The organism is Synechococcus sp. CS-1326 (assembly GCF_025128115.1).
GTDB lineage: Bacteria > Cyanobacteriota > Cyanobacteriia > PCC-6307 > Cyanobiaceae > Regnicoccus.
The window spans coordinates 21,730-44,496 of the sequence record NZ_JAHLYV010000035.1; the positions used below are offsets into that span (position 1 = coordinate 21,730).

At 68.4% G+C, this 22,767-nt stretch carries 24 protein-coding genes; 9 read left to right on the plus strand and 15 right to left on the minus strand.

Annotated elements, in window-relative coordinates:
- Positions 1-12 precede the first annotated feature (12 nt).
- Positions 13-1,326 (plus strand): chloride channel protein, encoded by a 1,314-nt coding sequence (locus tag KQ307_RS13990; RefSeq protein ID WP_259728331.1) that lies wholly within the window; start codon positions 13-15, stop codon positions 1,324-1,326.
- Here the strand turns inward: KQ307_RS13990 and KQ307_RS13995 are convergent.
- From KQ307_RS13995 to queC, 3 genes are read right to left on the minus strand one after another with little or no spacing between them, the layout of a single operon-like run.
- Positions 1,250-2,113, minus strand: a complete 864-nt coding sequence (locus tag KQ307_RS13995) for an aminotransferase class IV (RefSeq protein ID WP_259728332.1) — start codon at positions 2,111-2,113, stop codon at positions 1,250-1,252. The genes KQ307_RS13990 and KQ307_RS13995 overlap by 77 nt on opposite strands.
- Positions 2,110-3,405, minus strand: coding sequence for an anthranilate synthase component I family protein (locus KQ307_RS14000; RefSeq protein ID WP_259728333.1), 1,296 nt, complete (start codon positions 3,403-3,405; stop codon positions 2,110-2,112). The genes KQ307_RS13995 and KQ307_RS14000 overlap by 4 nt, the downstream gene beginning before the upstream one ends.
- Positions 3,406-3,431: 26 nt before the next feature.
- A complete protein-coding gene (queC, locus tag KQ307_RS14005) occupies positions 3,432-4,127 on the minus strand; it encodes a 7-cyano-7-deazaguanine synthase QueC (RefSeq protein WP_259728334.1) in 696 nt (231 codons plus the stop codon).
- Positions 4,128-4,200: 73 nt separating this feature from the next.
- Here queC and KQ307_RS14010 point away from each other — a divergent pair, with 73 nt between their 5' ends.
- The gene (locus KQ307_RS14010; protein WP_259728335.1) at positions 4,201-4,731 is read left to right on the plus strand and encodes an ecotin; all 531 of its coding nucleotides are present in this window, start codon (positions 4,201-4,203) and stop codon (positions 4,729-4,731) included.
- A 15-nt stretch (positions 4,732-4,746) separates the two neighbouring features.
- On the opposite strand, the gene KQ307_RS14015 is transcribed toward KQ307_RS14010, so the two are convergent.
- Positions 4,747-6,834, minus strand: coding sequence for a protein kinase domain-containing protein (locus KQ307_RS14015; RefSeq protein WP_259728336.1), 2,088 nt, complete (start codon positions 6,832-6,834; stop codon positions 4,747-4,749).
- Between the two features lie 8 nt (positions 6,835-6,842).
- Positions 6,843-7,889 (minus strand): cysteine synthase A, encoded by a 1,047-nt coding sequence (locus KQ307_RS14020; protein WP_259728337.1) that lies wholly within the window; start codon positions 7,887-7,889, stop codon positions 6,843-6,845.
- A gap of 100 nt (positions 7,890-7,989) precedes the next feature.
- Here KQ307_RS14020 and egtB point away from each other — a divergent pair, with 100 nt between their 5' ends.
- From egtB to KQ307_RS14045, 5 genes are read left to right on the plus strand one after another with little or no spacing between them, the layout of a single operon-like run.
- The gene (gene egtB, locus KQ307_RS14025; protein WP_259728338.1) at positions 7,990-9,228 is read left to right on the plus strand and encodes an ergothioneine biosynthesis protein EgtB; all 1,239 of its coding nucleotides are present in this window, start codon (positions 7,990-7,992) and stop codon (positions 9,226-9,228) included.
- Positions 9,225-10,205, plus strand: a complete 981-nt coding sequence (egtD, locus tag KQ307_RS14030) for an L-histidine N(alpha)-methyltransferase (RefSeq protein WP_259702522.1) — start codon at positions 9,225-9,227, stop codon at positions 10,203-10,205. Before egtB ends, egtD begins: the two co-directional genes overlap by 4 nt.
- Complete coding sequence (locus KQ307_RS14035) at positions 10,202-10,426, plus strand: hercynine metabolism small protein (RefSeq protein WP_259702523.1); 225 nt, start codon at positions 10,202-10,204, stop codon at positions 10,424-10,426. The genes egtD and KQ307_RS14035 overlap by 4 nt, the downstream gene beginning before the upstream one ends.
- Positions 10,427-10,436: 10 nt before the next feature.
- Positions 10,437-10,964 (plus strand): hercynine metabolism protein, encoded by a 528-nt coding sequence (locus KQ307_RS14040; RefSeq protein WP_259728339.1) that lies wholly within the window; start codon positions 10,437-10,439, stop codon positions 10,962-10,964.
- A 12-nt stretch (positions 10,965-10,976) separates the two neighbouring features.
- Entirely contained in the window at positions 10,977-11,774 is a 798-nt protein-coding gene (locus KQ307_RS14045) for a YdcF family protein (protein ID WP_259728340.1), read from the plus strand.
- Between the two features lie 79 nt (positions 11,775-11,853).
- On the opposite strand, the gene KQ307_RS14050 is transcribed toward KQ307_RS14045, so the two are convergent.
- The 7 genes from KQ307_RS14050 to KQ307_RS14080 form a co-directional block, all read right to left on the minus strand.
- Positions 11,854-12,117, minus strand: coding sequence for a hypothetical protein (locus KQ307_RS14050; RefSeq protein WP_048016474.1), 264 nt, complete (start codon positions 12,115-12,117; stop codon positions 11,854-11,856).
- A gap of 45 nt (positions 12,118-12,162) precedes the next feature.
- The gene (gene lysS / locus KQ307_RS14055) at positions 12,163-13,683 is read right to left on the minus strand and encodes a lysine--tRNA ligase (protein WP_259728341.1); all 1,521 of its coding nucleotides are present in this window, start codon (positions 13,681-13,683) and stop codon (positions 12,163-12,165) included.
- A gap of 76 nt (positions 13,684-13,759) precedes the next feature.
- Positions 13,760-14,566 (minus strand): response regulator transcription factor RpaB, encoded by an 807-nt coding sequence (rpaB, locus tag KQ307_RS14060; RefSeq protein ID WP_259728342.1) that lies wholly within the window; start codon positions 14,564-14,566, stop codon positions 13,760-13,762.
- 75 nt (positions 14,567-14,641) lie between these two features.
- A complete protein-coding gene (locus tag KQ307_RS14065) occupies positions 14,642-15,943 on the minus strand; it encodes an ABC transporter substrate-binding protein (RefSeq protein ID WP_259728343.1) in 1,302 nt (433 codons plus the stop codon).
- 43 nt (positions 15,944-15,986) lie between these two features.
- Positions 15,987-16,487: a rod shape-determining protein MreD gene (mreD, locus tag KQ307_RS14070; protein ID WP_259728344.1), complete on the minus strand. Its 501-nt coding sequence runs from the start codon at positions 16,485-16,487 to the stop codon at positions 15,987-15,989.
- 3 nt (positions 16,488-16,490) lie between these two features.
- Positions 16,491-17,246, minus strand: a complete 756-nt coding sequence (mreC, locus tag KQ307_RS14075) for a rod shape-determining protein MreC (protein WP_259728345.1) — start codon at positions 17,244-17,246, stop codon at positions 16,491-16,493.
- A gap of 5 nt (positions 17,247-17,251) precedes the next feature.
- Positions 17,252-18,298, minus strand: a complete 1,047-nt coding sequence (locus KQ307_RS14080; RefSeq protein ID WP_259702531.1) for a rod shape-determining protein — start codon at positions 18,296-18,298, stop codon at positions 17,252-17,254.
- Between the two features lie 162 nt (positions 18,299-18,460).
- Between KQ307_RS14080 and KQ307_RS14085 the strand changes: the two genes are divergently transcribed.
- Positions 18,461-18,865, plus strand: a complete 405-nt coding sequence (locus tag KQ307_RS14085; RefSeq protein WP_259702532.1) for a single-stranded DNA-binding protein — start codon at positions 18,461-18,463, stop codon at positions 18,863-18,865.
- A 71-nt stretch (positions 18,866-18,936) separates the two neighbouring features.
- Here the strand turns inward: KQ307_RS14085 and KQ307_RS14090 are convergent, their stop codons facing one another.
- Complete coding sequence (locus KQ307_RS14090) at positions 18,937-19,596, minus strand: DedA family protein (protein ID WP_259728346.1); 660 nt, start codon at positions 19,594-19,596, stop codon at positions 18,937-18,939.
- Positions 19,596-21,059: an adenosylhomocysteinase gene (gene ahcY / locus KQ307_RS14095; protein WP_259702534.1), complete on the minus strand. Its 1,464-nt coding sequence runs from the start codon at positions 21,057-21,059 to the stop codon at positions 19,596-19,598. The genes KQ307_RS14090 and ahcY overlap by 1 nt, the downstream gene beginning before the upstream one ends.
- A 105-nt stretch (positions 21,060-21,164) precedes the next feature.
- Between ahcY and tsaE the strand changes: the two genes are divergently transcribed.
- Positions 21,165-21,617, plus strand: coding sequence for a tRNA (adenosine(37)-N6)-threonylcarbamoyltransferase complex ATPase subunit type 1 TsaE (tsaE, locus tag KQ307_RS14100; RefSeq protein ID WP_259702535.1), 453 nt, complete (start codon positions 21,165-21,167; stop codon positions 21,615-21,617).
- Here the strand turns inward: tsaE and mutT are convergent.
- Positions 21,529-22,752 (minus strand): 8-oxo-dGTP diphosphatase MutT, encoded by a 1,224-nt coding sequence (gene mutT, locus KQ307_RS14105; protein ID WP_259728347.1) that lies wholly within the window; start codon positions 22,750-22,752, stop codon positions 21,529-21,531. The two genes, tsaE and mutT, sit on opposite strands and share 89 nt — an antisense overlap.
- Between the last annotated feature and the right edge of the window lie 15 nt (positions 22,753-22,767).

Below are 22,767 nucleotides of genomic sequence, written 5' to 3' on the forward strand. Positions count from 1 at the left end.
CGTCAAGCCGGAATGAGCTGGCTTCTCCTGTTGAGCCTGCTGCTGCTCGCTCCCCTGCTGGGCCTGGCCGCTCAGCCCTACCAGTGGCTTTCTGAGCTGGGTTTCAAGCTTCAGATGCTCTGGCCGCTCGGCAGCGGCCAGCCCCTGAGACCCGTGCTGCTCGCCGCTCCGCTGCTCGGCACCTGGGCCCTGGTGGCCCTGGCCAACGGTCCGCTGCGGCGGGGCGCTGGCGGCGGGGTGACCCCCGTGCTGGCCCTGCAGGAGGCCGGCAGCGTGAACCAGGCAGGCGCCAGCGCGGCGCGGCTCAGCCTCGGCACCCAGCTGATCCGGCTCCCCCTGCTGGCGCTCACGCACCTGGCCGGCCTGACGGTGGGAATCGAATCCCCCTCGGCGGCCCTGGGGGCCAGCCTGGTGCTGGCCGCCCGAAGGCGGCTGCCGCCGTTGCAGACCCTGCCGGAGCCTCTGCTGGCGGCAGCGGGCGGCGGAGCGGGGCTTGGGGTGGCCTTCCAGTCGGCCCTGCTGGGGGTGGCCTATGCCGCCGAGGAGCTCAGCGGCCGCCTCTCATTTCCCCTGGTGAGCAGTTGCCTGATTCTGGGCAGCATCGGGACCTTGTTCGCTTCAGGCCTCGGCGCCCCGGCGATGGATCTGCTGCCGATCCGCGCTGGCGTTCCCCCGGCGGCGCTCTGGCCTGGTCTGGCCGCACTCGGCCTGGTCGGCGGCCTGCTGGGGGGGCTGTTCGTGCGCCTGCTGGGCTGGGGATCCCACTGGGTGGGGATCGGGATGCAGCGGCATCGTCTGCCGGTGACAGTGGCTCTGGGCCTGGCGATCACCTGCCTGGCCAGCCTCAGCGGGGGCTGGAGCCTCAACGACGGCCAGCTGCTGATGGTGCATCAGGTGCAGGACAGCACGACCCCGGTGCCGCTCTGGGTGCTCCTGCCCCGGGGTCTGGCCGCCCTGCTCAGCCTGAGCATCGGTGCTCCCGGTGGCCTCATCCACGACACCATGTCGCTCGGTGCGCTGCTCGCCTCGCCCTGGCTTGAGGGCCTTGGCGGGGTGGATCGATCGACACTTGTGCTCAGCGGAGCGGTGGCCCTGTTCAGCGGCGCCTGCCGCACCCCGCTGTTCTGCAGCCTGTTTGTGGTGCGGATCAGCGGTGATGCCTCCCTGCTGCCAGTGCTGCTGCTGCTGGCGGCTGTTGCGGCTGTGGTCGGCAGCTGGATGACCCCAGCCACCTGGAACGAGCTGCAGCTCAGCCGCTTCCGAGCAACGATCGCCAGAAGCGCTCCGGATACGGCCCCACCGGCAGGGACCGCCCCGCCAGGCTGAGCACCGGCCGGCAGCCGAGGCTGTTGATCAACAGAGCCGCACCAAGCTGGTCCGGCTGAAGTGGGGCCTCCACGGCCAGGCCGAGCTCCAGGGCCCGGCCGCGCATCACCCCCGGCAGGCAGCCCGTGCTCAGGGGCGGCGTCAGCCAGGTTCCAGTTCCAGCCCGCAGCACGAGCAGGTTGGAGCTGGTGCCGCAACAGAGGCCACCGGCGGTGCTGAGCAGCAGGGCATCGTCGGCGCCGGCGGCGCGGGCCTCCCGGCGCGCCTGAACCATCGGCCCGTAGGCGAAGCTCTTGCAGCGGCTGAGCAGGCTGGCGGCATTGCGTTGTTCGCTGGCACTCACGATCAGACGAACCGGCTCGAAGCAGGGCTCGGCGGCGCTGAGCTGCAACCAGAACCGGGGCCGTGGTGACGCTTCATCCGGCCCGGGCAGATCCAGGCCGCGGCCAGCGCCGATACCCCGGCTCCAGTTGAGCCGCAGGGCACCGGTGCTGATGGCGCTGCGCCGCAGGGCCTCGGCCAGCAGGGGCTCCAGCCTGGCCCGATCGGGTGGCCGCTCCATCCCCAGCAGTGCCGCACTGGCCTTCCACCGCTCCAGATGCTCCGGGAGCAGCTGCGGCTGGCCCGCTTCCACCAGCACCGTTTCAAACAGGCCATCGGCAAGCAGCAGGCCGCGATCGGCCAGGGGCAGCCCCAGCTGCACAGGCGAGCCCCACTGGCCCGGCGCAGCTGCCGCTTCAGCAGCGTCGGCCTCGGCGGGGCTGGCGATCCAGGCGATCGGCTTCATGCCAGGGCCTCCAGCAGAGGCCGGAGTTTCCAGCCCAGCTCCTCGGCCTCGCCGGCCGGATCGGAGTCGGCGACGATTCCGCAGCCGGCGTGAGCCCGCAGCCGGCGGCCCTGGAGCATCACGCTGCGGATCAGGATATTGCTGTCGAAACTGCCATCGGACCCAAAGCGGAACAGGGAGCCGCAGTAGGGTCCGCGCGCCACCGGCTCCAGCTCGCCCAGGCGCTGGCAGGCGCGGATCTTGGGGGCGCCGCTGATCGATCCACCCGGCCAGCAGGCCCTCAGCAGGTCCACCACGGTGCAATCCCCCCGCAACTGCCCTTCCACCACCGAAGTGAGGTGATGAACCTGTCGGTAGCTCTCCAGCCCCACCAGCTGGGGCACCCGGATCGAGCCCGGCACGCAGACCCGGCCCAGGTCGTTGCGGAGCAGATCGACGATCATCACATTCTCAGCCCGGTCCTTGGGGCTGGTGATCAGCTCGACAGCGGCGGCAGCATCGGCGGCGGCGGCGGCGTGGCGGGGGCGGGTGCCCTTGATCGGCCGGGTCTGCACGCGTCCATCGGCGCTCACCCGCAGGAAGCGCTCCGGCGAGGCAGAGAGCACGGCGGCGTCCCCGGCCACCACCAGGCCGGCGAAGGGGGCGGGGCAGTGCTGACGGAGACGGCGATAGAGCGCCAGTGGATCAGGAGGCTGCGCCAGCAGCAGCTCACAGCAGGCGGTGAGGTTGGCCTGGAACAGGTCGCCGGCGGCGATGCGCTCCAGCAGCTGCTCCACCTGGGCGGCGAAGGCGGTAGCGCTGGTGTGCCAATGCCAGCGGGCGGGATCGATCGGGATCGACGGGCCATCAAGGCTGGAGGACAATCCCAACGGCAAGGACTCGATCACGGAGGCCATTGCGCTGAGCAGCGCCTGATCGCTTCCCTCCAGCCAGACGTGCCGTTCCTGGAAATCGAACCGAAGCAGAGGGTCGTAGCGGGCAGCCCAGAGCGTGGCCATCGACGACGAACGCCAGTGGGATCCCTTCTCCATCCAGGCCCCGGCTCCATACGCCAACCATCCCAACCAGGAGCCTCCATCCCGCTGCATCCCCTCCAGGGCCGCAAACGGATCCGCGGAACCCGCTTCACCGGGCAAGCCTCTGCAGACCTGCACCTCCAGAGGCGCCAGGCCCAGGCTCCCCCAGCGGCCGAGGGCGGTGCCATCTCCATCCAGCCAGGCAAGACCATCGCGGCCCAGCCGCTCAACGAGCCGCTCCACCAGGAACCATGGGTCCCTCCAGGGCAAAGCCATGGTCAACGGGCGCTCCGCGGACCGGCTCATGCAGAGCCTGATGGGGCCTCCAGCCGCCCCCAGGCACTGGCCAGATCCGGGCGGCCGGCCTCCCGCAGGGCCGCGTCGCGGATGCGGCAGCTGTCGCAGCGGCCACAGGGCTGCTCGCCGCCGGCGTAGCAGCTCCAGGTGGCCTCGATCGGCACCCCGAGCCGCAGGGCCTCCTGCACGATCCTGGTTTTGCTCCACTCCACCAGAGGGGCCCAGAGCCGGGCGCCATGGCCTTCGCGGCCGCTTCTGCTGGCCAGGTCGGCCAACTGCTGATAAGCGGCGAGGTAATCGGGCCGGCAGTCGGGGTAACCGGAATAGTCGATCGCGTTCACCCCGAGCACCAGCCGGGAGGCACCGCGGGCCTCAGCAAGGCTCAGGCCCAGGGCGATGAACACGGTGTTGCGGCACGGAACGTAGGTGGGCGGGATCACCCCTTCCTCCACGCCGGTGGTGGGCACCGGGGTGGAGGCATCGGTCAGGGCCGAGCCACCCCAGACAGCCAGGTTCACTTCAATCGTGTGGTGCTCCACCAGAGCCAGGTCCGAGGCCAGGGCGGCAGCGGCCTCCAGCTCCCGGCGATGCCGCTGGCCGTAGTCGAAGGACAGTCCGATCACCCGGTGGCCTGCCTCGATGGCCAGGGCAGCGGCGGTGGCCGAATCCAGGCCGCCGGAAAGCAGGGCGATGGCGATCAAAGGAGCAAGGCAGAGCCTGGGGCCATTCTGGTGCCTGTCGGGTCATGATCGTTCCGACCCTGCGGAGTGGCGGATGGCCTGGCGTTGGCTGCTGATGGTTACCGCGTTCAGCGGAGCGCTCGGTGGAGCGCTCGGTTTACCAGCACCTGCAGGGGCGATCCCCCGGCTCGATCTCAGGCCCTATCCAGCGGCCGGCAGTGGAGAACAGCGCTGGGTGATTCAGTTGCCCGGTGTGCTGCCGCCAGCGGCGGACCCCGCCTTGTCAGCCAATCCGGCCGACTGGCGGGTGGAGCTGATCGTCGGCCAGGAGCGCCGGGTGGACTGCAACCGCCATCGCCTCGGCGGCCAGCTCAGCAGCGAACCCGTCAAGGGCTGGGGCTACACGGTGTTTCGCCTGGTGTCGCCGGGGCCGATGATTTCCACTCGCATGGCCTGCCCCCCCGGCGAACCGCTCCGCTCCAGCTTCGTCAAGGTCGGCAGCAAACCCTTCGTTCTGCCTTACAACGCCAGCCTGCCGATCGTGGTGTACACCCCGAAAGACATGGAGGTGCGCTGGCGGTTGTGGAAGGCGGAAACCCGCCAGCAACGGGCCGAGCCTCTCTGAGCCAGGAGGCTCAGCTCACTCCCGTGGTGCTGTCGGCGGCGGCGGAGCCTGGGGAGCCGCCGGCGCCGGTGGAGCCGCAGGGGTCTGTGGCTGCTCTTCCCGTGGGGCAGGCGAACTGGCCGGCGGCGTTGCCGGCACCTCGACCGGTTCACCCGGCACCACCTCCACCGGCGCGGCCGGTGGCTCCGGCGGCGGAGCATCCGCCCGCAACGACAGAGTGATCATCGCCGGTGCCACCCCTTCGTTGTTGACCAGAAGCTGCACCTGGGAGCTTTCCAGCTTGCCGAGGGTCACCACCCGCAACGGACCCCTCGGCTCCAGCAGCGCCCCGCTGGAGTCGTAGAGGCTCATCTGCATCAGCGGCGAGCCGTTCACCCCCAGCGCCAGCCGATACCCCGGCGGCACCCGGATCGGGAAAAGGCGAGCGCCACCGGCCTCGATCTGGGCCGAAACGACCCTGGCCACGCCCGGTGCCGCCTCGATCGATTCGATCCGCAGGCTCTGGAGGGTCTGTTCGGCGGCGGCATACCAGAGCTGGCGCAGGGGTTCGGGTGGAATGGTCTGGCCGGAGCGGCCCGGCAGCAGGTTCTGAGCACTGCCCGACACCAGCTGACGCAGAACGGCCGGGCTCAGACCCTGAGCGGCCAGACGCCGTTGCTGGGCCTCCCAGTCGGCGGAGTTGAAATCACCGAGCTTGCTGCGCAACTGCAGCGGCAGAGATTCCACCCGCACCAGCCACTCCTCGGCCAGCTCGTTCCAGACCTTGCGGAAGGGGGCGTCCTCAAGCGAGTCAGCCGGCAGGCGACCACGGCGCTCGGGGAACTGGGCCAGCAGGCTGGCATCCACCAGCTTCAGAAACCAGCCACGGTTCACCTGCAGCGCCCGCAACCGGTTGAGCAGCTGCTGCCGTTGGTCGACCTCCGCCGGCGGCAGGCTGGCGGGAACCTCCAGCAATGGTTCAGATCCGGCGCTCGGCGGGGTGCGGCCGCGGCCCAGCAACCACCAGCCCAGGGTGATTCCCACAACGGCGGACAACACCAGCGCCACCACCACCGGCCACAGGCGTCCCTCCACGGCGTCCTCCTTGTCCTGCTGACGGCTGCGTGGCGATGGCCGGGGGGGTTGGATCGGTGGCGGCGCCAACGGCCTTGGCTGCGGTGCCGGCAGGACCGGCTCTGCCAGGGGCACGTCCAGGACCTGGGGCTGGATGTCCTCCTGCTGGACAGGTGCCGGAGGCGGATCGGTGGGCGGGGGCTCCGCGGCCGCGGGCACCAGCACCACGGTACGATCGGCGCGGGGCACCGGTCCGGTGCTCTCCGGCATCGGCAGTTGCTGAAAGGCGGCAAGGGCCTGGGCCGCCGATCCGAACCGCCTGGAGGGATCGGAGCTAAGCAGGCGTTCGAGGGCGGCGCGGAAGGGCGGATCGAGAACCAGACCCGCCGGCCAGCGCCAGGACAGGCTGGCCGGATCCAGCAGCTGGGCGGGCTCTTCGCCACTGAGCATCACCAGGGCCACCACACCGAGGCTGTAGAGGTCCATCCAGGGCTGGGCCGCCTCGCCGCGACCCAGCTCCGGTGGGCCGTAGCCCGGTGTCGCGCCGGCCGGTGCGGTGGCCTGGCTGCGGGTCAGGCCAAAATCCAGCAACACCGGCAGGCCGTCCCGGTCGCGGCGCAACAGGTTGGCGGGGCTCAGATCGCCGTGGACCAGGCCCTGGCCATGCAGCACCGCCAGGGCAGGCAACAGCTGACGAAGCAGCAGCAGCACCTCACCGGCGCCGAACACCAGCTGGCGCTCACGGCGGGAGACGATCAGGTCGTGGAAGCTGCGACCGCCCTGCCACTCACGCACGAACCAGAGATCACCGGCACGGCTGATCACCTCGCCGAAGCGCGGCAGCTGGGGATGGAGCACCCCCTGGAGCCGGGGCCAGAGAGCCTGCAGGGCGGCCTGGTCCTGATCCGGCCCCAGTTGTCGCAGAACCATCGGAGCGTCTGCCGCCAACTGATCGCTGGCCCGCCAGAGGGTGCCCTGGCCGCCCTGGCTCAGCTGCGCCTCGAGGCGATACCGATCGGCGATCAGCACGCCGGCAGCTGCGGCAGGCATGGGATCCATCAGGCCCCGCGTCGGGGCTGGCGGAGCCCCTTGGACGCCAGCCAATCGGTTGCGTAGAGGCGGGAGCGGTAGCGGTCGCCGCTGTCGCAGAGAACCGTCACGATCGTTTGGCCAGGGCCAAGCCGCCGGGCGGTTTCGACCGCCGCCGCCACATTGATGCCCACCGAGCCGCCCAGGAACAGGCCTTCGTGCCAGAGCAGGTCGTAGATCGTGTCGAGGGCGGTCTGGTCATCGATTCGAACGGCGTCATCGACCGGCGCCCCAGCCAGATTGGCGGTGACGCGACTGTTGCCGATCCCCTCGGTGATCGAACATCCCTCCGCCTGCAGCGCACCGGTGGTGGCCCAGCTGTGCAGGGCGCTGCCGTGGGGATCGGCCAGCACACAGCGCACCGCAGCCGAGCGCTCCTTCAGGAACAGGGCCACACCGGCATAGGTGCCGCCGGTGCCCGTGGCCGACACCCAGGCGTCGATGCGGCCGCCGGTCTGCTCCCAGATCTCCGGGCCGGTGCTGGCGTAGTGGGCGCGGCGGTTGGCCAGGTTGTCGAACTGATTGGCCCAGATGGCCCCAGGGGTTTCCGCGGCGATCCGGCCCGAAAGCTTCACGTAGTTGCTGGGATCGCGGTAAGGCACCGCCGGCACCGTGCGCACGTCGGCCCCCAGGCTGCGCAACAACTCGATCTTCTCCGCCGACTGGGTGTCGGGGATGACGATCAGGCTGCGGTAGCCGCGGGCATTGCAGAGGTGGGTGAGGCCGATGCCGGTGTTGCCGGCCGTTCCCTCCACCACAGTCCCGCCCGGCTGCAGTGCTCCGGACTCCTCAGCCTCCAACAGGATCCCCAGGGCAGCCCGGTCCTTGACGGAGCCGCCCGGGTTCATGAACTCGGCCTTGCCGAGGATTTCGCAGCCGGTGCGCTCGCTGAGCCGATCAAGCCGGATCAGCGGCGTGTTCCCGACCGCCCCCACGAAGCCCCGACAGATCGTGCTGCTGCGATCCAGCAACGGGCTGACCGCCGTGTTGCTGACCGCTGGCTGGCTGCTGCCCATCTCGCGGCCCTGAATCAAGTGAACGGACTGCGGCTGATCGTAGGGGCGGCGAGCCGGGACGCCTGAGACCCCTACGATCAGATCCAGCGAACCTCTGGCCATGGCCGCCTCCGCTCCGACCGAGGCCCTGCTCGAAAGGCTTGAAGCCACCCGCCGTCGCAGCGAGGAGCTGGTCGAGGGCCTGGAGCCCGAAGACCTCGGCCTGCAGGGCATGGCCGAGGCCAGCCCGCCGAAATGGCATCTCGGTCACACCTGCTGGTTCTTCGAAACCTTCCTGCTGACGCCCCATCTGCCCGGTCATGTCCCTGCCGACAGCCGCTGGGGCTACCTGTTCAATTCCTATTACGACGCGATCGGCGCCCGCCATCCCCGCCCCGAGCGGGGCCTGCTCAGCCGCCCCACGATCGGCGAGGTGATCGCCTGGCGTCACCGGGTCGATGCCGGCCTCGAAGCCCTCGTGCACCAGTTCGCCCGGCTCAGTGAAGCCGAGTCGGGCCCACTGCTGGCTCTGCTCGAGCTGGGACTCCAGCATGAACAGCAGCACCAGGAGCTGCTGCTGATGGACCTGCTCGACGGGTTCAGCCGCAATCCCCTCGAACCGGCTGCCTTCCCAGGGGCTGATGGACCTGAATCCAGCTACGGGGTCAGCCGGGTGACCGATCCTCTCCGCTGGCTGGCCGGCTCCGCCGGGCTCGTGGAGATCGGTCACCGGGATGGGGGTTTCCACTTCGACAACGAGGCGCCCCGGCACCGGCTCTGGCTGGAGCCCCACGAGCTGGCCAGTCGCCTGGTGCGCAACGACGAGTTCGCCTGCTTCATCGCCGATGGCGGCTACCAACGGCCCGAGCTGTGGCTGAGCGAGGGCTGGGAGACGGTCGAGCGGCACCACTGGCAGGCTCCCCGCTACTGGCGTGGCAGCGGACACGCCGCGAGGTGGGGCTGGGAGTTCAGCCTGGCCGGCCGTCGGCCCCTGCATCCCGAGGCGCCGGTGCGGCATCTCAGCTGGTTCGAAGCCGACGCCTACGCCCGCTGGGCCGGCGTGCGGCTGCCCACGGAAGCCGAATGGGAAGCGGCGATCGATCAGGGAACCGCCCTGGAGCAGGTCCACGGGGTGTTGTGGCAATGGACCGCCAGCCCCTACCGCCCTTATCCGGGCTTCAGGCCCGCCGCCGGTGCCGTGGGCGAATACAACGGCAAGTTCATGAGCTCCCAGATGGTGCTGCGCGGCAGCAGCTATCTCACCCCGGCCGGGCATGGGCGCACCACCTACCGGAACTTCTTCCCGCCGGCCAGTCGCTGGATGGCGGCCGGCCTGAGGCTGGCCAGGGACAGCGCATGAACAGCACCCAGCCCCGCAGCAAAGACATCACCTTGATCGATCTGCACCCCGTGGCCGCCGACATGGAGCGGCTGGTGGTGGAGGGGCTCAGCCGGGTCCCGAAGCAGCTGCCCGCCTGGTTCCTCTATGACGCCGAGGGCTCGCGGCTGTTCGAAGCGATCTGCCGGCAGCCCGAATACCGGCTCACCGCGATCGAAACCGACCTGCTGCGCCAGGAGGCGGCGGCGATGGCGGCGGCGATGGGCCCGGGCATTCCGATCGAGTTCGGCGCCGGCAGCGCCCGCAAGGTGTCGCCACTGCTGGAGGCCCTGCCAGCCACGGCCTATGTGGCCCTGGACATCAGCTCCAGCCATCTGGCCGCAGCCTGCCGGGCCCTGCAGAAGCGCCATGCCCACCTTGATGTGCTGGGCATCTGCTGTGACTACAGCCAGTTGCAGGCCCTGCCGAACCATCCCCTGCTGGCGGGCCGGCGGAGGCTCGGCTTCTACCCCGGCAGCTCCCTGGGCAACTTCGACCCCGTCCAGGCCCGGGGGGTGCTGAGCCAGTTCGCCCGTCTGCTCGGCCCGGACAGCTGCCTGCTGATCGGCATCGATCAACCCCGGCAGGTGGCAAGCCTGGAGGCCGCCTACAACGATCGGGCCGGCTACTCCGCCGCCTTCGCCACCAACCTGCTGCTGCGGCTCAACCGCGACCTGAACGCCGGCTTCGAGCCAGGGGCCTTCACCTACCGCGCCCGCTGGCAGGCGCTGGAAAGCCGGATCGAAATGGCCCTGGTGTGCCAGGGGCCGCAACAGGTGGCGGTGGCCGGGCGAAACTGGAGATTCGCCGCTGGCGAAAGCTTGATCACCGAATACAGCTACAAGTACTCCCCGGAGGCCTTCACGGCCCTGGCAGCCGAGGCGGGATGGCGCGCCGTGCGGCGCTGGAGCGACCCGAACGACCACTTCAGCCTCCACCTCCTGGAGCCACAGCGATGAGCAGGGATGACCAGCGGCGGGCCATGCGCGAGCTGCGCGAAGGACTGATCAACCAGCTTGAGGAGCTTTACCTCCAGGCCTTCGACGACATCAGCCGCCAGGACCTCGGCGAAGGGGCGATCGCGCGGCTCACCCAGCTGCTGCTCCGCTCCCGCGAAGCGGCGATCACCCCGCTGCACGAGGAGATCGAAGCTCCGCTGATCACCCGGGCACCGCAATGAACAGGTCCTGATGAGCGGCAGTTGGTTCGAGCAGCTTGAGGCCCAGCTGGATCGGCAGTTGGAAGCCTTCCTGAGCAGGAACCCCGATCAGCGGCACCTGCTTGATGCGGAGGAGCGGCAGGAGCGGCAACGACGCCTCAGCCACCAGCGCTTGCAGATTCAGATGCAGGCGGACTCCAGCCGCCAGGCGCTGCTGGAGCTGGCAGGGGAGATCACCCAGTGGCAGCAACGGGTGGGGCGGGCCAGGGCCGCCGGAGCCCTGGCCCTGGCTGATCAGGCCGAAGCCCACCTGCGCCAGTTGATGGGGCTTGGCCGCGACCGCTGGCAGGCCCTGCATGATCTGGGCAGCTCCTTGCGACAGGTGGAAGCCGAGCTGGCCGAGCTGCTGGAGCCGGACGGCCCGGCGGCCCCGAGCCCGAGCACTCCGGCCAGCCCGCCAGAGCCCGGGAGCCCCGACCTGGAGCAGGCCTGGGCCCGTTTCGAGAAGCAGCAGGACCTCGAGGACCTGCGGCGGAGCAGGAGCTCCCCAGGTTCCTGATCACTGCTGCCGATGGGATTCCTGCTCTCGAAACTGCTGCCGCTGCTCGTCTACCCGCTCGGACTGAGCCTGGTGATGCTGCTCACGGCGCAGCTGGGACGCGGCCGCCACTGGTCGGCCTGGCTGGGCGGTGGCGGCATCGCCCTGCTCTGGATCAGTGCCATGCCCTTCACGGCGCGGCAGCTGGTCTGGGGCCTTGAGGAGCGCAGTGCCGCCCTCACCCCGGCGGCGGTCCCCCGCGCCGATGCCATCGTCGTGCTCGGTGGCGGACTGCAGTCCCCCTTGCCACCCCGCGCCGGCGTGGAAGTGAACGAGGCTGGCGACCGCCTGCTCAGCGGGGTGCGGTTGATGCGAGCGGATCGCGCTCCACTCCTGCTGGTCAGTGGAGGCAGGGTGACGTTCCGCCAGGACGACCCGGCGCCGCCGGAGGCCCTGGCGGCCCGCAACCTGGCCGTTGAACTCGGCGTTCCAGCCGCAAGAATCCGAATGAGTGACCAGGCCAGAACCACGGCGGAAGAAGCCGCGGCGATCGATCAGCTCGCCAGGCAAGAGGGCTGGCGCTCGGTGATCCTGATTACCAGCGCCATCCACATGCCCCGTTCCCTGGCCACCTTCGAACGGCGCACGTCATTGAAGGTGATCCCCGTCGCCTGCGACTATCTTCTGCCGGCCCGGGCCCAGCTGGGCGAGCCAACCGCCGGCTCACTGCTGGGCTCGATGCTTCCTGATGCCGGGTCCTTGCAGTTGAGCACCCTGGTGATCAAGGAGCATCTCGGCCTGCTGATCTACAGGCTGAAGGGTTGGAGCTGATCCTGATCTCGCCACGACCCTGATCCCCCGATCTCAATCCCCCAATCCCAATCGCCCAATCCCATGCCGTGGCCAGGCCTCACTTCTTCGGCGCCGGCGGCACCAGGCTCACCCCTTCCGGCGGTGGTGTGGGGTCGGGATCGGCAATCAGCATGTGCTGCAGCACGATCTCGGGGCGTTCACTGTCGCGCCAGCGGATGCGGTAAGCCGGCATCTTGGTGCCACGGCTGGTGGTCTGCTCCACCGGCTCCATCACCCAACCGCGACGGGAGCGGCCCTGAGGGTTGCGCTTGACCACGGCATCTGCGTGCTTGAAGCGGAATCCGACGCGCTCACCGCTCATGGGCCAAGGTCAGTGCCAACGTGACCCCATTATCCACTTTGGCCTTCAAGCCCCTGTGGAACCGGCTTCCGGACGCAACAGCGGGAAGGCGATCACATCACGGATGCTGGGGCTGTCGGTGAGCAGCATGGCCAATCGGTCGATGCCGATGCCCAGCCCGCCGGTGGGGGGCATGCCCACCTCCAGGGCCTGGAGAAAATCCTCATCCACCCCCTGGGCCTCCAGATCCCCTGCCAGGCGGCGCTGCTGCTGGGCTTCCAGGCGCCGGCGCTGCTCCACCGGATCGATCAGCTCGCTGAAGGCATTGGCGGTTTCGCGCCCCACGATGAACAGCTCGAAGCGCTCCACCAGGCCGGGCTTGCTGCGGTGCGTGCGCGCCAGCGGTGAGATCTCCAACGGGTAATCGAGCACGAAGGTGGGCTGAATCAAGCTGGCTTCCACCCGCTGCTCGAAGGCTTCGTTGAGCAGGCGGCCCACGCTGTCGGCGGCAGCGGGCACCTCCAGCCCGGCGGCCACCATGGCGGCCGCGGCCTGCTCGCGGCTGGCGAAGCCATTGAAATCCAGCCCGGTGGCCTGCTCCACCAGCTCGTGCATGGTGGCCCGGCGCCAGGGGGGCGTGAGATCGATGGCCACGCCCTGATAGGTGAGGGCGGTGCTGCCGCACACCTGCTCGGTGACTTCAGCGATCATCTGCTCGGTGAGCGCCATCATGTCGATGTAATCGGCATAGGCCTGATACACCTCCACCGAGGTGAATTCCGGGTTGTGGCGGGTGCTGATGCCTTCGTTTCGGAAGATGCGACCCAGTTCATAGACCCGCTCGAAGCCGCCCACCACCAGCCGCTTGAGATGCAGTTCGGTGGCGATGCGCAGGAACAGCGGCAGGTCGAGGGCGTTGTGGTGGGTGCTGAAGGGGCGGGCATCGGCACCGCCGGCCTCCAGGTTGAGCACCGGCGTTTCGATCTCCAGAAAGTCGCGGGCATCCAGCCAGCGGCGGATGCCGCTCACCAGGCGGGCGCGGCGGCGGAAGGTTTCGCGGGTGTGCGGAGACACGATCAGATCGAGATAGCGCTGGCGGTAGCGCTTCTCCACATCCGCCAGGCCGTGCCATTTATCGGGCAGGGGCTGCAGCGATTTGCAGAGCATCTCCCAGCCGCTCACCTTCACCGAGAGCTCACCACGGTCGGTGCGGCGCAGCGTGCCGTGCACACCGATCAGGTCGCCGGCATCCACCAGCGAGGTGATCTGGGCGAAGGCCTCGGGCTGCTCGGGCAGCGCCGCCAGCAGGTGGGCCTTCTCGATGAACAGCTGGATCGGACCGCTTTCATCCACCAGGGTGAAGAAGGCGAGCTTGCCCATCACCCGGCGGGTCATCACCCGGCCGGCCACGGCCACGGCCACCGGCCGCTCCTCGCCGTTGGGCAGGTCAGCGTGCTGCTGCTGCAGGGCAGCGGTGCGGTGGCTGGGCTCGAAGTGCAGGGCGTAAGGCCCCTGACCGAGGGCCGCCAGGGCCTGACCCTTCTCCAGACGGGCCTGCTCCAGACGGTTGTGGCGCAGCTCGGACAAGGGACGAATCAAGCGGTTCAGCGCCCCATCCTGAAGGACGGGCCGGCGGGCGGCAGGCTGATTCGGCCGGTTGGGCTCAGAGCGCGGCGCTCGCGAGCGGCTCGCCGATCCGCTGGGAGGAATAGCCGGTGCCGCGCACGGTGAGAATCAGCTCGGGATTGCGGGGATCGGGCTCCAGCTTGCCCCGCAGCCGGGCGACATAAACATCAACGACGCGCAGATCAGCGGCGCGACGGGGAGGGTACCCCCAGAGCTGTTCGAGAATCTCAGCGCGGGGCACGACCCGCCCCGGCTCCCGGAACAGCAGCTCCAGCAGGCTGAATTCGGTGTAGGTGAGGCCGATCCGGTCGCCGGCCCGGGTGACCTGGCGGCGATTGGTGTCGACCATCAGATCGCCGACCCGCAGAATGCCCTGACCGGCCGGCACCTCCCGCGGCTCAAGGGTGGCCGAGCCCCGGCCCACCCGGCGCAGGATGGTCGAGATCCTGGCTTCGAGCTCCTTGGGGCTGAAGGGTTTGGGCAGATAATCGTCTGCGCCGAGGTCGAGGCCCGAAACCCGTTCGGCGATGGCGTCCAGGGCCGAGAGAAAAATGATCGGCACGCAGGATTCTGCCCGCAGCCTTCGGCAGACGGCGAAACCATCCAGCTTCGGCAGCATCACATCGAGAACGACCAGATCGGGTTGCTCCTTGTGGAAGACGGCCAGGGCCTGCTCGCCATCCTCGGCACAGAGGACGCGATAGCCGGCCAGCTCCAGGCGCATCTGCAGCACCCGCCGAACGGTCGCCTCGTCGTCGACGACAAGCACCGTGGCCAGGGTGCGAGCCACCTGATCCTCGGAAGCCTCACCCTGACCTGGCCGGGGCTGCGCTTCCAAGGACATGGCAAAGTTTTTTTCACGAAATGAAACCCTACAGCTCAGGGCCCTGGCCCCGAGAGACCGGCCTTGATCAAGGCTTCAGGGCCAGCGGGCCGCGGCATAACGATTCCACTCCAGCTCCGCCGCGGCCAGGGCCGCATCGCTGCTGATCTGACCCAGCATGGCCCGCTGCAGATGGCGATACAGGATCGCCTGGAGCCGCTTCACCCCAGGGCTCGCCGGCACCAGCACCTCCGCCCGCCGCAGCGCCTCCACCGACTGCAACCGGGCCCGGCGCACCAGCTCCTGACGGGGATCGCTCAGGTCCTGGGTGCGCAGCCGGCGCTCGATCTGGCCCAGGGCGACCGTGGCGGAAGGCAGCACCCGCGCCTGCTCGGCAAAGCGCACCTGGTTCTCAGCATTGGTCAGGAAGAGGGCAAAGCTCACCGCCTGCTCCGGCAGGGCGCTCTGCCTGGGTACCGCCAGGTTCATCACCGCCACGTTGGTGGTGCCGTCCGGCCCGGTCAGGGGTGGATGGGGCTCGGTGAGGTCGGCGATCCGGGGGGCATTGGTCTGAATGCTGCGCAGGAACTCCGCTCCGCTGGCCAGGGTCGCCAGCTCGCCGCTCTGGTAGAGCTCGATGGCGCGCCGGTAGCCCTGGCTGACCACCTCACGCGGCAGCAGACCCCGGCGATAGAGATCGCTCCAGAAGGCGAAAGCGCGGCGACCGGCCGGGCTGTTGAAGGCCGCACGGCGTCGCCCATCCTGGAGGCTCACCCCCATCTGCACCATCGACTCCAGCAGTTCGGCGGAGTCGTCCGGCACCACCGTGACGAACAGGGCGTAACGCCCGGTGCGGCGCTTGACCGCCTCGGCGAAGGCGGGCACCTCCTCCCAGCGGCGGGGCGGCTGGGTGTAGCCGGAACGGCCGATCAAGTCCCGGTTGGCGAGGGTGATGCGGGCGGTGAGATACCAGGGAATGGCGAACTGGCGACCCTCGGCCTGGCTCGCCCGCCAGATCCGCGGCAGATAGGCGTCACCGGCCCCGGGGGGCAAGAGCGGATCCAGTTCCAGCAGGCCCCCTTTGCTGGCCAGGTTGGCGGCGAACAGAGGGTTGAGGTTGACCACATCCGGCGCCGTGCGGGCAAAGACCGCCGCCAGCAGCTTGCGCTCCACCGAGCCCCAGGGCAGGTCCGTCCAGCCCACCGAGACCCCCGGATGATCGCTCTCCCAGGCAGCCATCACCCGGCCGATCTCCGCGTTGAACTTGGGCGAGAGATCAAGGGTCCAGAGCTGCAGCTCCTTCTGGGCTGGCGGGCCGGGGGCGCAGCCCGCCAGCAGCAACAGGGCCGAGCCGAGCACAGACCAGCTTCGCTGCAGTGTTGATCGGATCAGCGGCATCGGATCAGCGGCATCGGGGCGACGGCAAAGGATCTGTGCCTTGTCATCGCTGCTGTTGACGCCAGAGCAGCAGCAGCAGCGAACAGATCATCGGTGCCAGCAGACCGGTGAGCAGAGTCTGGGCCAGCAGCGTATGCAGGATCGAGAGCTGGGGAATGAACCCGGGCAGGGGAAAGCCATGGCGCTGGACCAGCAGGCTCAGGCCGAGCAGAAAGGCTCCCAGCAGGGCCAGCAGCCCCAGGCTCAGGCTGCGTTGGATCGGCGGTCCCTGGCGCGCCAGGCGCCCCCACCACCACCCGAGCAGCGCGAGGGCAGGGATCTGGGTGGCGCCTCCCAGGTTGAGACCGTCCAGCAACAGTCCCAGCCCCAGCCCGGCCAGGGCGCCGGAGAGCGGGCCATCGGCCAGAGCCCAGGGCAACAGCCAGAGCACCGCCCAGCTGGGCGGCACACCCGCCAGCTTGAGGAAAGGGGGCGAAGCGAGATTGAGCAGGGGCACGGCGACAGCGGTGGCGACGGCCCAGGGCTGGCGGTGGAGAATCCCCATCGCTCAGGGCGCCGGCGGAGCTTGGACCAGCACCTGCACCCAGTCGATCGAGCCCACTGGTGCGCCCAGCTGCACCACCGCCGTCAGGGCCGGCACCCCCTTCTCATCGACCGACTGGATCACTCCCACGTTCAGGCCCGGCGGCAGCAGGGTGCTCGCCGGTGAGGTGACCACCAGGTCACCCGGGCGAACCTGGGGATCCTTTTCGAGGAAGACCAGAGTCGGCCGACTGGTGCCGACGCCGGTGAGCAGGCCATGGCGTTGGGTGCGCCCCACCCAGACCCCCACGCGGCTGGCCGGATCGGTGAGCAGGGACACCCTGGCGGTGGTGGGAGTCACGCTCGCCACCCGACCGACCAGTCCCCCGGGGCCCACGACCGGATCCCCGGCACGAATGCCCTGGATCTGGCCAGCACCCAGCAGCAGTTGATGCCACCAACCTGCCGTCTCCCGGGAGAGCACCGCGGCGGTCACTTCGCCCGGATCGGCCCGCTTCAGGCCCAGCAAGGCGCGAAGACGACGATTGTCCTGCTCCAGGTGGGCCTGGCGGGCCTGCAGCTCCAGCTGCTTCGAAGCCTGCAACCACTCACGCTGCGCACTGCCCGGCCAGAACGGCCGGCTGATCAACGCATAAACATCGCTCAGGAAGGCTCCCTTGCTGAGCCGCAGTCCCACCAGGGCCACGAGCAACAACCACCAGGGCCAGGACTGGATCAACAGCCGCAGGGAAGGGACGCGGGGCAGGCGCCCGAACGGCATGACGATCAGGCGGAGAGGCGAGTGAAGTCAGGGGTGTCAAGCACCCGCTCCAGCCGCTTGTAATCCTCCAGCACCTGGCCGCAGCCGTTGACCACGCACAGGAGGGGATCCTGGGCGAGGTGGGTGAGGATGCCGGTCTCATGGCTGATCAGGTCGCTGATCCCCCGCACCAGGGCACCGCCACCAGCCAGCATGATGCCTCGATCGACGATGTCGGCGGCCAGCTCCGGTGGCGTCCGCTCCAGGGTGCGCTTCACCGCCTCCACGATCACGTTGAGCGGCTCGGCCATCGCTTCGCGGATGTCACCGGCCCGCACGTTGATCGTGCGTGGCAGGCCCGAGAGCAGGTGAAGGCCACGCACATCCATCGAGCCGTTGTCATGGGCGTCGTCAGGGAAGGCGGAGCCGATCCGGATCTTGATCTCCTCGGCCGTCCGCTCGCCGACCACCAGGTTGTGAACCTTTTTGAGGTAGACGGTGATCGCTTCGCTGATCTCATCACCCGCCACCCGCACCGACTCGCTCACCACGGTGCCACCGAGGCTGAGCACAGCCACTTCAGTGGTGCCACCGCCGATGTCGACGATCATCGTGCCGACCGGTTCGGTGACCGGCAGACCCGCTCCGATCGCCGCAGCCACCGGCTCATCGATCAGATGCACCTCACGGGCGCCGGCGAGGCCGGCCTCACGCACGGCCCGCCGCTCGACACCGGTGACGCCGCTTGGAATGCCGATCACCAGCCGGGGAGCCACGATGCCGCGGCCCTCGTTGCCCTTCTGGATGAAGGTCTTGATCATCATCTCGGCGGCATCGAAATCGGCGATCACGCCGTCGCGCAGCGGACGAACGGCCCTGATATTGCCTGGGGTGCGACCGAGCATCAGCTTGGCTTCATTGCCCACCGCGAGGGGGATGCCTCGCTCCAGATCCAGGGCCACCACGGAGGGCTCCTGCAGCACAATGCCCTTGCCGGACACGTACATCAAGGTGTTGGCCGTTCCCAGATCGATGCCGATGTCACGGGAGAGCTGGAAACGTCGGAAAAACACTGGGCAGCCGCAGAGCGGGGTGAATCATAGGTGTGGGGGACCCGGGGCTCCACCGGCTCCTCTCTGGTACATCCGGACCGATCGGTGGAACCTAATGGGAGAAGCGCCTTGATCGAATGGCGCATCATTGATCCAACCAACCCCCCAATCAACTGAAAGCCCATGGGCGTGAATTCCGTAACCCTGGTCGGCCGAGCCGGCCGCGACCCCGAAGTCCGTTACTTCGAATCCGGCACGGTGGTCGCCAACCTCACCCTGGCTGTGAACCGTCGCAGCAGGGATGACGAGCCCGACTGGTTCAACCTGGAGATCTGGGGCAAGCAGGCCCAGGTTGCCGCCGACTACGTGCGAAAGGGCTCCCTGCTCGGCATCATCGGCTCGTTCAAGCTCGACCGCTGGACTGATCGCACCAGTGGCGAGGAGCGCACCAAGCCCGTGGTGCGAGTCGATCGCCTGGAACTGCTCGGCTCAAAACGCGACGCCGACCAGGGCGGCTACGGCGATGGCGGGCCAGGTGCCGGCTCCGCTTACCAGGGTGAGCCCAGCGAAGAGGAAGTTCCCTTCTAGAACCAGAGTCCGGTGCCGAAGAACCGGCCACTGCCGGCTGGAGCATCTCCCGCAGACGGTGGCGGATCAGCTCAGTGGTTGCTTTGGCGCTGTCGCCAGATGCGCAGGCCCAGCCACACCGCAAAGGCCAGACCAAGCACCACGAGCAGCACCTTGATGGCTCGGGCCACCGGCTCGATCCAGACCTCCACATTGCTGTAGCCCTCGCCGAGCAGCATCCCGGCCAGGGTGAGCAACAGGGTCCAGATCAGGCTGCCTGCCGTGGTCCAGATCAGGAAGGGAAGCATCGGCATCATTTCGATGCCGGCAGGCACCGAAATCAACGTGCGGATGCCCGGCACAAGCCGGCCCCAGAACACCAGGGCTGTGCCATGGCGGTTGAACCAGTTGCGGCTGCGGCGCAGTTCCTCGGAACGGATGCCGATCCAACGGCCGTGGCGATCAAGCCATTGCTCCAGGCGCTCCTCGTTCACCAACCGACCGATGCCGTACCAGGGAAGGGCACCCAGCACAGTGCCGAGCAGACCGGCAATCACCACAGGCACAAAGGCCAGCTGGCCCTGGTGCACGTAAAACCCCCCCAGGGGCATGATCAGCTCCGAGGGAATGGGCGGGAACAGGTTCTCGAGGAACATGGCGAGAAAGATCGCGCCATAGCCCGCCCATGGATTGGCCCCGACAGCTGCACCGATCAGTTCGGGCAGCTGCTGGACCAGTTCGGCAACCCCCATCAATAGCGGTAGTGGTCGGGCTTGTAGGGGCCCTCCACCGGCACCGCGATGTAATCGGCCTGGATCTGGCTGAGCTCGGTGAGCTTGGCGCCGATCTTCTCGAGGTGAAGGCGAGCCACCATCTCATCGAGATGCTTGGGCAGGACGTACACCTGCTTCTCGTACTGCTCTCCCTTGCTGAACAGCTCGATCTGGGCGAGAACCTGGTTGGTGAACGAGTTGCTCATCACGAAGCTGGGGTGGCCTGTGCCGCAGCCCAGATTCACCAGACGACCCTCAGCCAGCAGGATGATGCGCTTGCCATCCGGGAAGATCACATGATCCACCTGGGGCTTGATCGTGTCCCACTCGTACTGCTTGAGGGAGGCAACGTCGATTTCGTTGTCGAAATGGCCGATGTTGCAGACGATCGCCTGGTCCTTCATGCGGATCAGATGATCGTGGCCGATCACCTGGAAGTTACCGGTGGCGGTCACGAAGATGTCCACATCCGAAACCACGTCTTCCAGACGGACGACGCGGTAGCCCTCCATGGCCGCCTGCAGGGCACAGATCGGATCCACCTCGGCGATCATCACCGTGGAACCCAGGCCCCGCAGCGACTGGGCTGATCCCTTGCCGACATCGCCGTAGCCGATCACCAGGGACACCTTGCCGGCCACCATCACATCCGTGGCTCGCTTGATGGCGTCCACCAGGGATTCACGACAGCCATAGAGGTTGTCGAACTTGCTCTTGGTGACCGAATCGTTGACGTTGATCGCCGGGAAGGGAAGCTCGCCGGCTTTCTGCATCTGGTAGAGGCGAGCCACACCGGTGGTGGTTTCCTCGGTCACACCCTGAATCTGGGCATAGATGCGGGAATAGAAGCCGGGTTGAACAGCCAGCCGGGCCCGGATCGACTTGAAGAGGGCAATCTCTTCTTCGCTGCCGGGGTTGTCGAGTACGGACAGATCCTGCTCGGCTTTGGTGCCGAGCACCACGAGGCCGGTGGCATCGCCGCCGTCATCAAGGATCATGTTCGGGGTGCCGCCATCGCCCCACTCCAGGATCCTGTGGGTGAAGGCCCAGTACTCATCGAGGGTCTCGCCCTTGTAGGCAAAGACAGGAATACCCTTCGCCGCGATCGCTGCGGCGGCGTGGTCCTGAGTCGAGAAGATGTTGCAGGAGGCCCAGCGCACTTCAGCACCGAGGGCAACCAGGGTTTCGATCAGAACCGCCGTCTGGATCGTCATGTGGAGGCTGCCGGCGATCCGGGCACCCTTGAGCGGTTGCTCCGCCCCGAACTTGGTGCGCAGAGCCATCAGCCCGGGCATCTCCGTTTCGGCGATGGCCAGCTCCTTGCGGCCCCAGTCGGCCAGGCCGAGGTCGGCGATCACATAGGAGGAGGTTGCCTGGAGCCCGGGAGTGAAGCTGGCCGTTGCGGCCTCGGATTGAACAGTGGAAGAAGGTGCGGCCACCATGGTGGGATAGCTCCCGTGCGGGAGGAAGATTTGGGTGTGGAATATCTGCAGAGACGCCGAGGCTTCGGGCTCGCTGAAGGTGAATCTACAGGGGCCATCAAGTCCATGCGCGCCACCATTCGATTTCTGCCCGACCTGGCCGCCACCCGCTGCCTGGGGGAGGAGCTCGCCGTTCTGCTCCAGGCAGCACCCGCGCCCTTGCTGCTGTTGAAGGGCGAGCTGGGAGCCGGCAAGACCAGCCTGGTGCAGGGACTGGCCCAGGCCCTGGGCATCACGGAGCCGATCACCAGCCCCAGCTTCGCCCTGGCCCAGCACTACCGAGGTCGTCGCCTGGGTCAGACAACCCACCTGGTGCACCTTGATCTTTATCGGCTCGAGCAACCGGCCGCCGCCGATGAGCTGTTCGCCCAGGAGGAGGAGGAGGCCCGCTCACTCGGTGCCCTGCTGGCGGTGGAATGGCCGGAGCGGCTCAGCCTGCAGCCTGAGCCCGTCTGGCAGGTGGAGCTGCGGCATCACCAGGAGGGGCGTCTTGCCCTGCTGGGCCCACCGAGCCCTTGAGCCGATCGACCTTCGCCAACCCGAGCCGCTCCTGCAGGGCCTGGATCATGCGGGCATTGGCGGCCGGGAAAGGGAACTCCTGCAGCCGCTCCGGCGCGACCCAGCGCACCTGCTGACTGGCCAGGGGTCGGGGATCCCCCGAAAGCCAGCGGCAGAGATGCACGACAAAGCGCAGCCGCTTGTGGCTGTAGCTGTGCTCCATGCTGATCAGCTCCTCTCCCACAACCACCTGGATGGCCAGCTCCTCGGCCAGCTCCCGCTCAATCGTGGTGACGATCGACTCACCTGGCTCCTGCTTGCCGCCGGGGAACTCCCAGAGGCCACCCAGCAGCCCCTCGGCCTGACGCTGGTCGATCAGCACCCGGCCATCTGGATCCAGCACCACACCCACACCGATCACCTGGTGAGGAACGGATCTGATGGCGTCCTTCACGGGATAGCTGCCGGAATCGCCGGCAGCGTAGGCAGCGCAATGCCCCTGCCAGGGGCAAAGGCCACAGCCGGGTTGGCGGGGTGTGCAGACCGTGGCGCCGAGATCCATCAGGGCCTGGTTGAACGCCCGGGGCCGCCGCGGGTCGAGCAGCGAGCCGCTGAGCCGCCAGAACCCGGCCAGGTCCCGTTGCGGGGGAAGCGGGCTGGCGACCAACCGGGCCAGGACCCTTTTGACGTTGCCATCGAGGATCGCAAACGGCTGATCAAAGGCGGAACTGAGAATGCCGCCGGCCGTGCTGGGGCCGATTCCCGGCAACGCCAGCCAGCCGGCCAGATCCCGGGGCCAGGGATCGCCGGACGCCAACCCGCCCCCGGGGACCCGGGCAGCCAGCAGTTGCCGCGCTCCCTGCTGCAAGCGACGGGCACGGGCGTAATAGCCCAGCCCCTGCCAGAGCATCAGCACGTCGTGATTCTCGGCCGCGGCCAGCGCTGTGAGGCTGGGCAGGGCGGCCATCCAGCGCCGCCAGAAGGGCAGCATCACCGTCAGCTGGGTCTGTTGCAGCATCACCTCCGCCACCCAGATGGCATAGGGGTCCAGGGGCTCCCCATCGCCGGGTCGCCGGCCATCGGGTAGCCGCTTCCAGGGAATCCCGTGGCGGCCATGGGATTCCCACCAGTTGAGCACCAACCGCCTCAGGACCACGGCATCCAGCCGTGA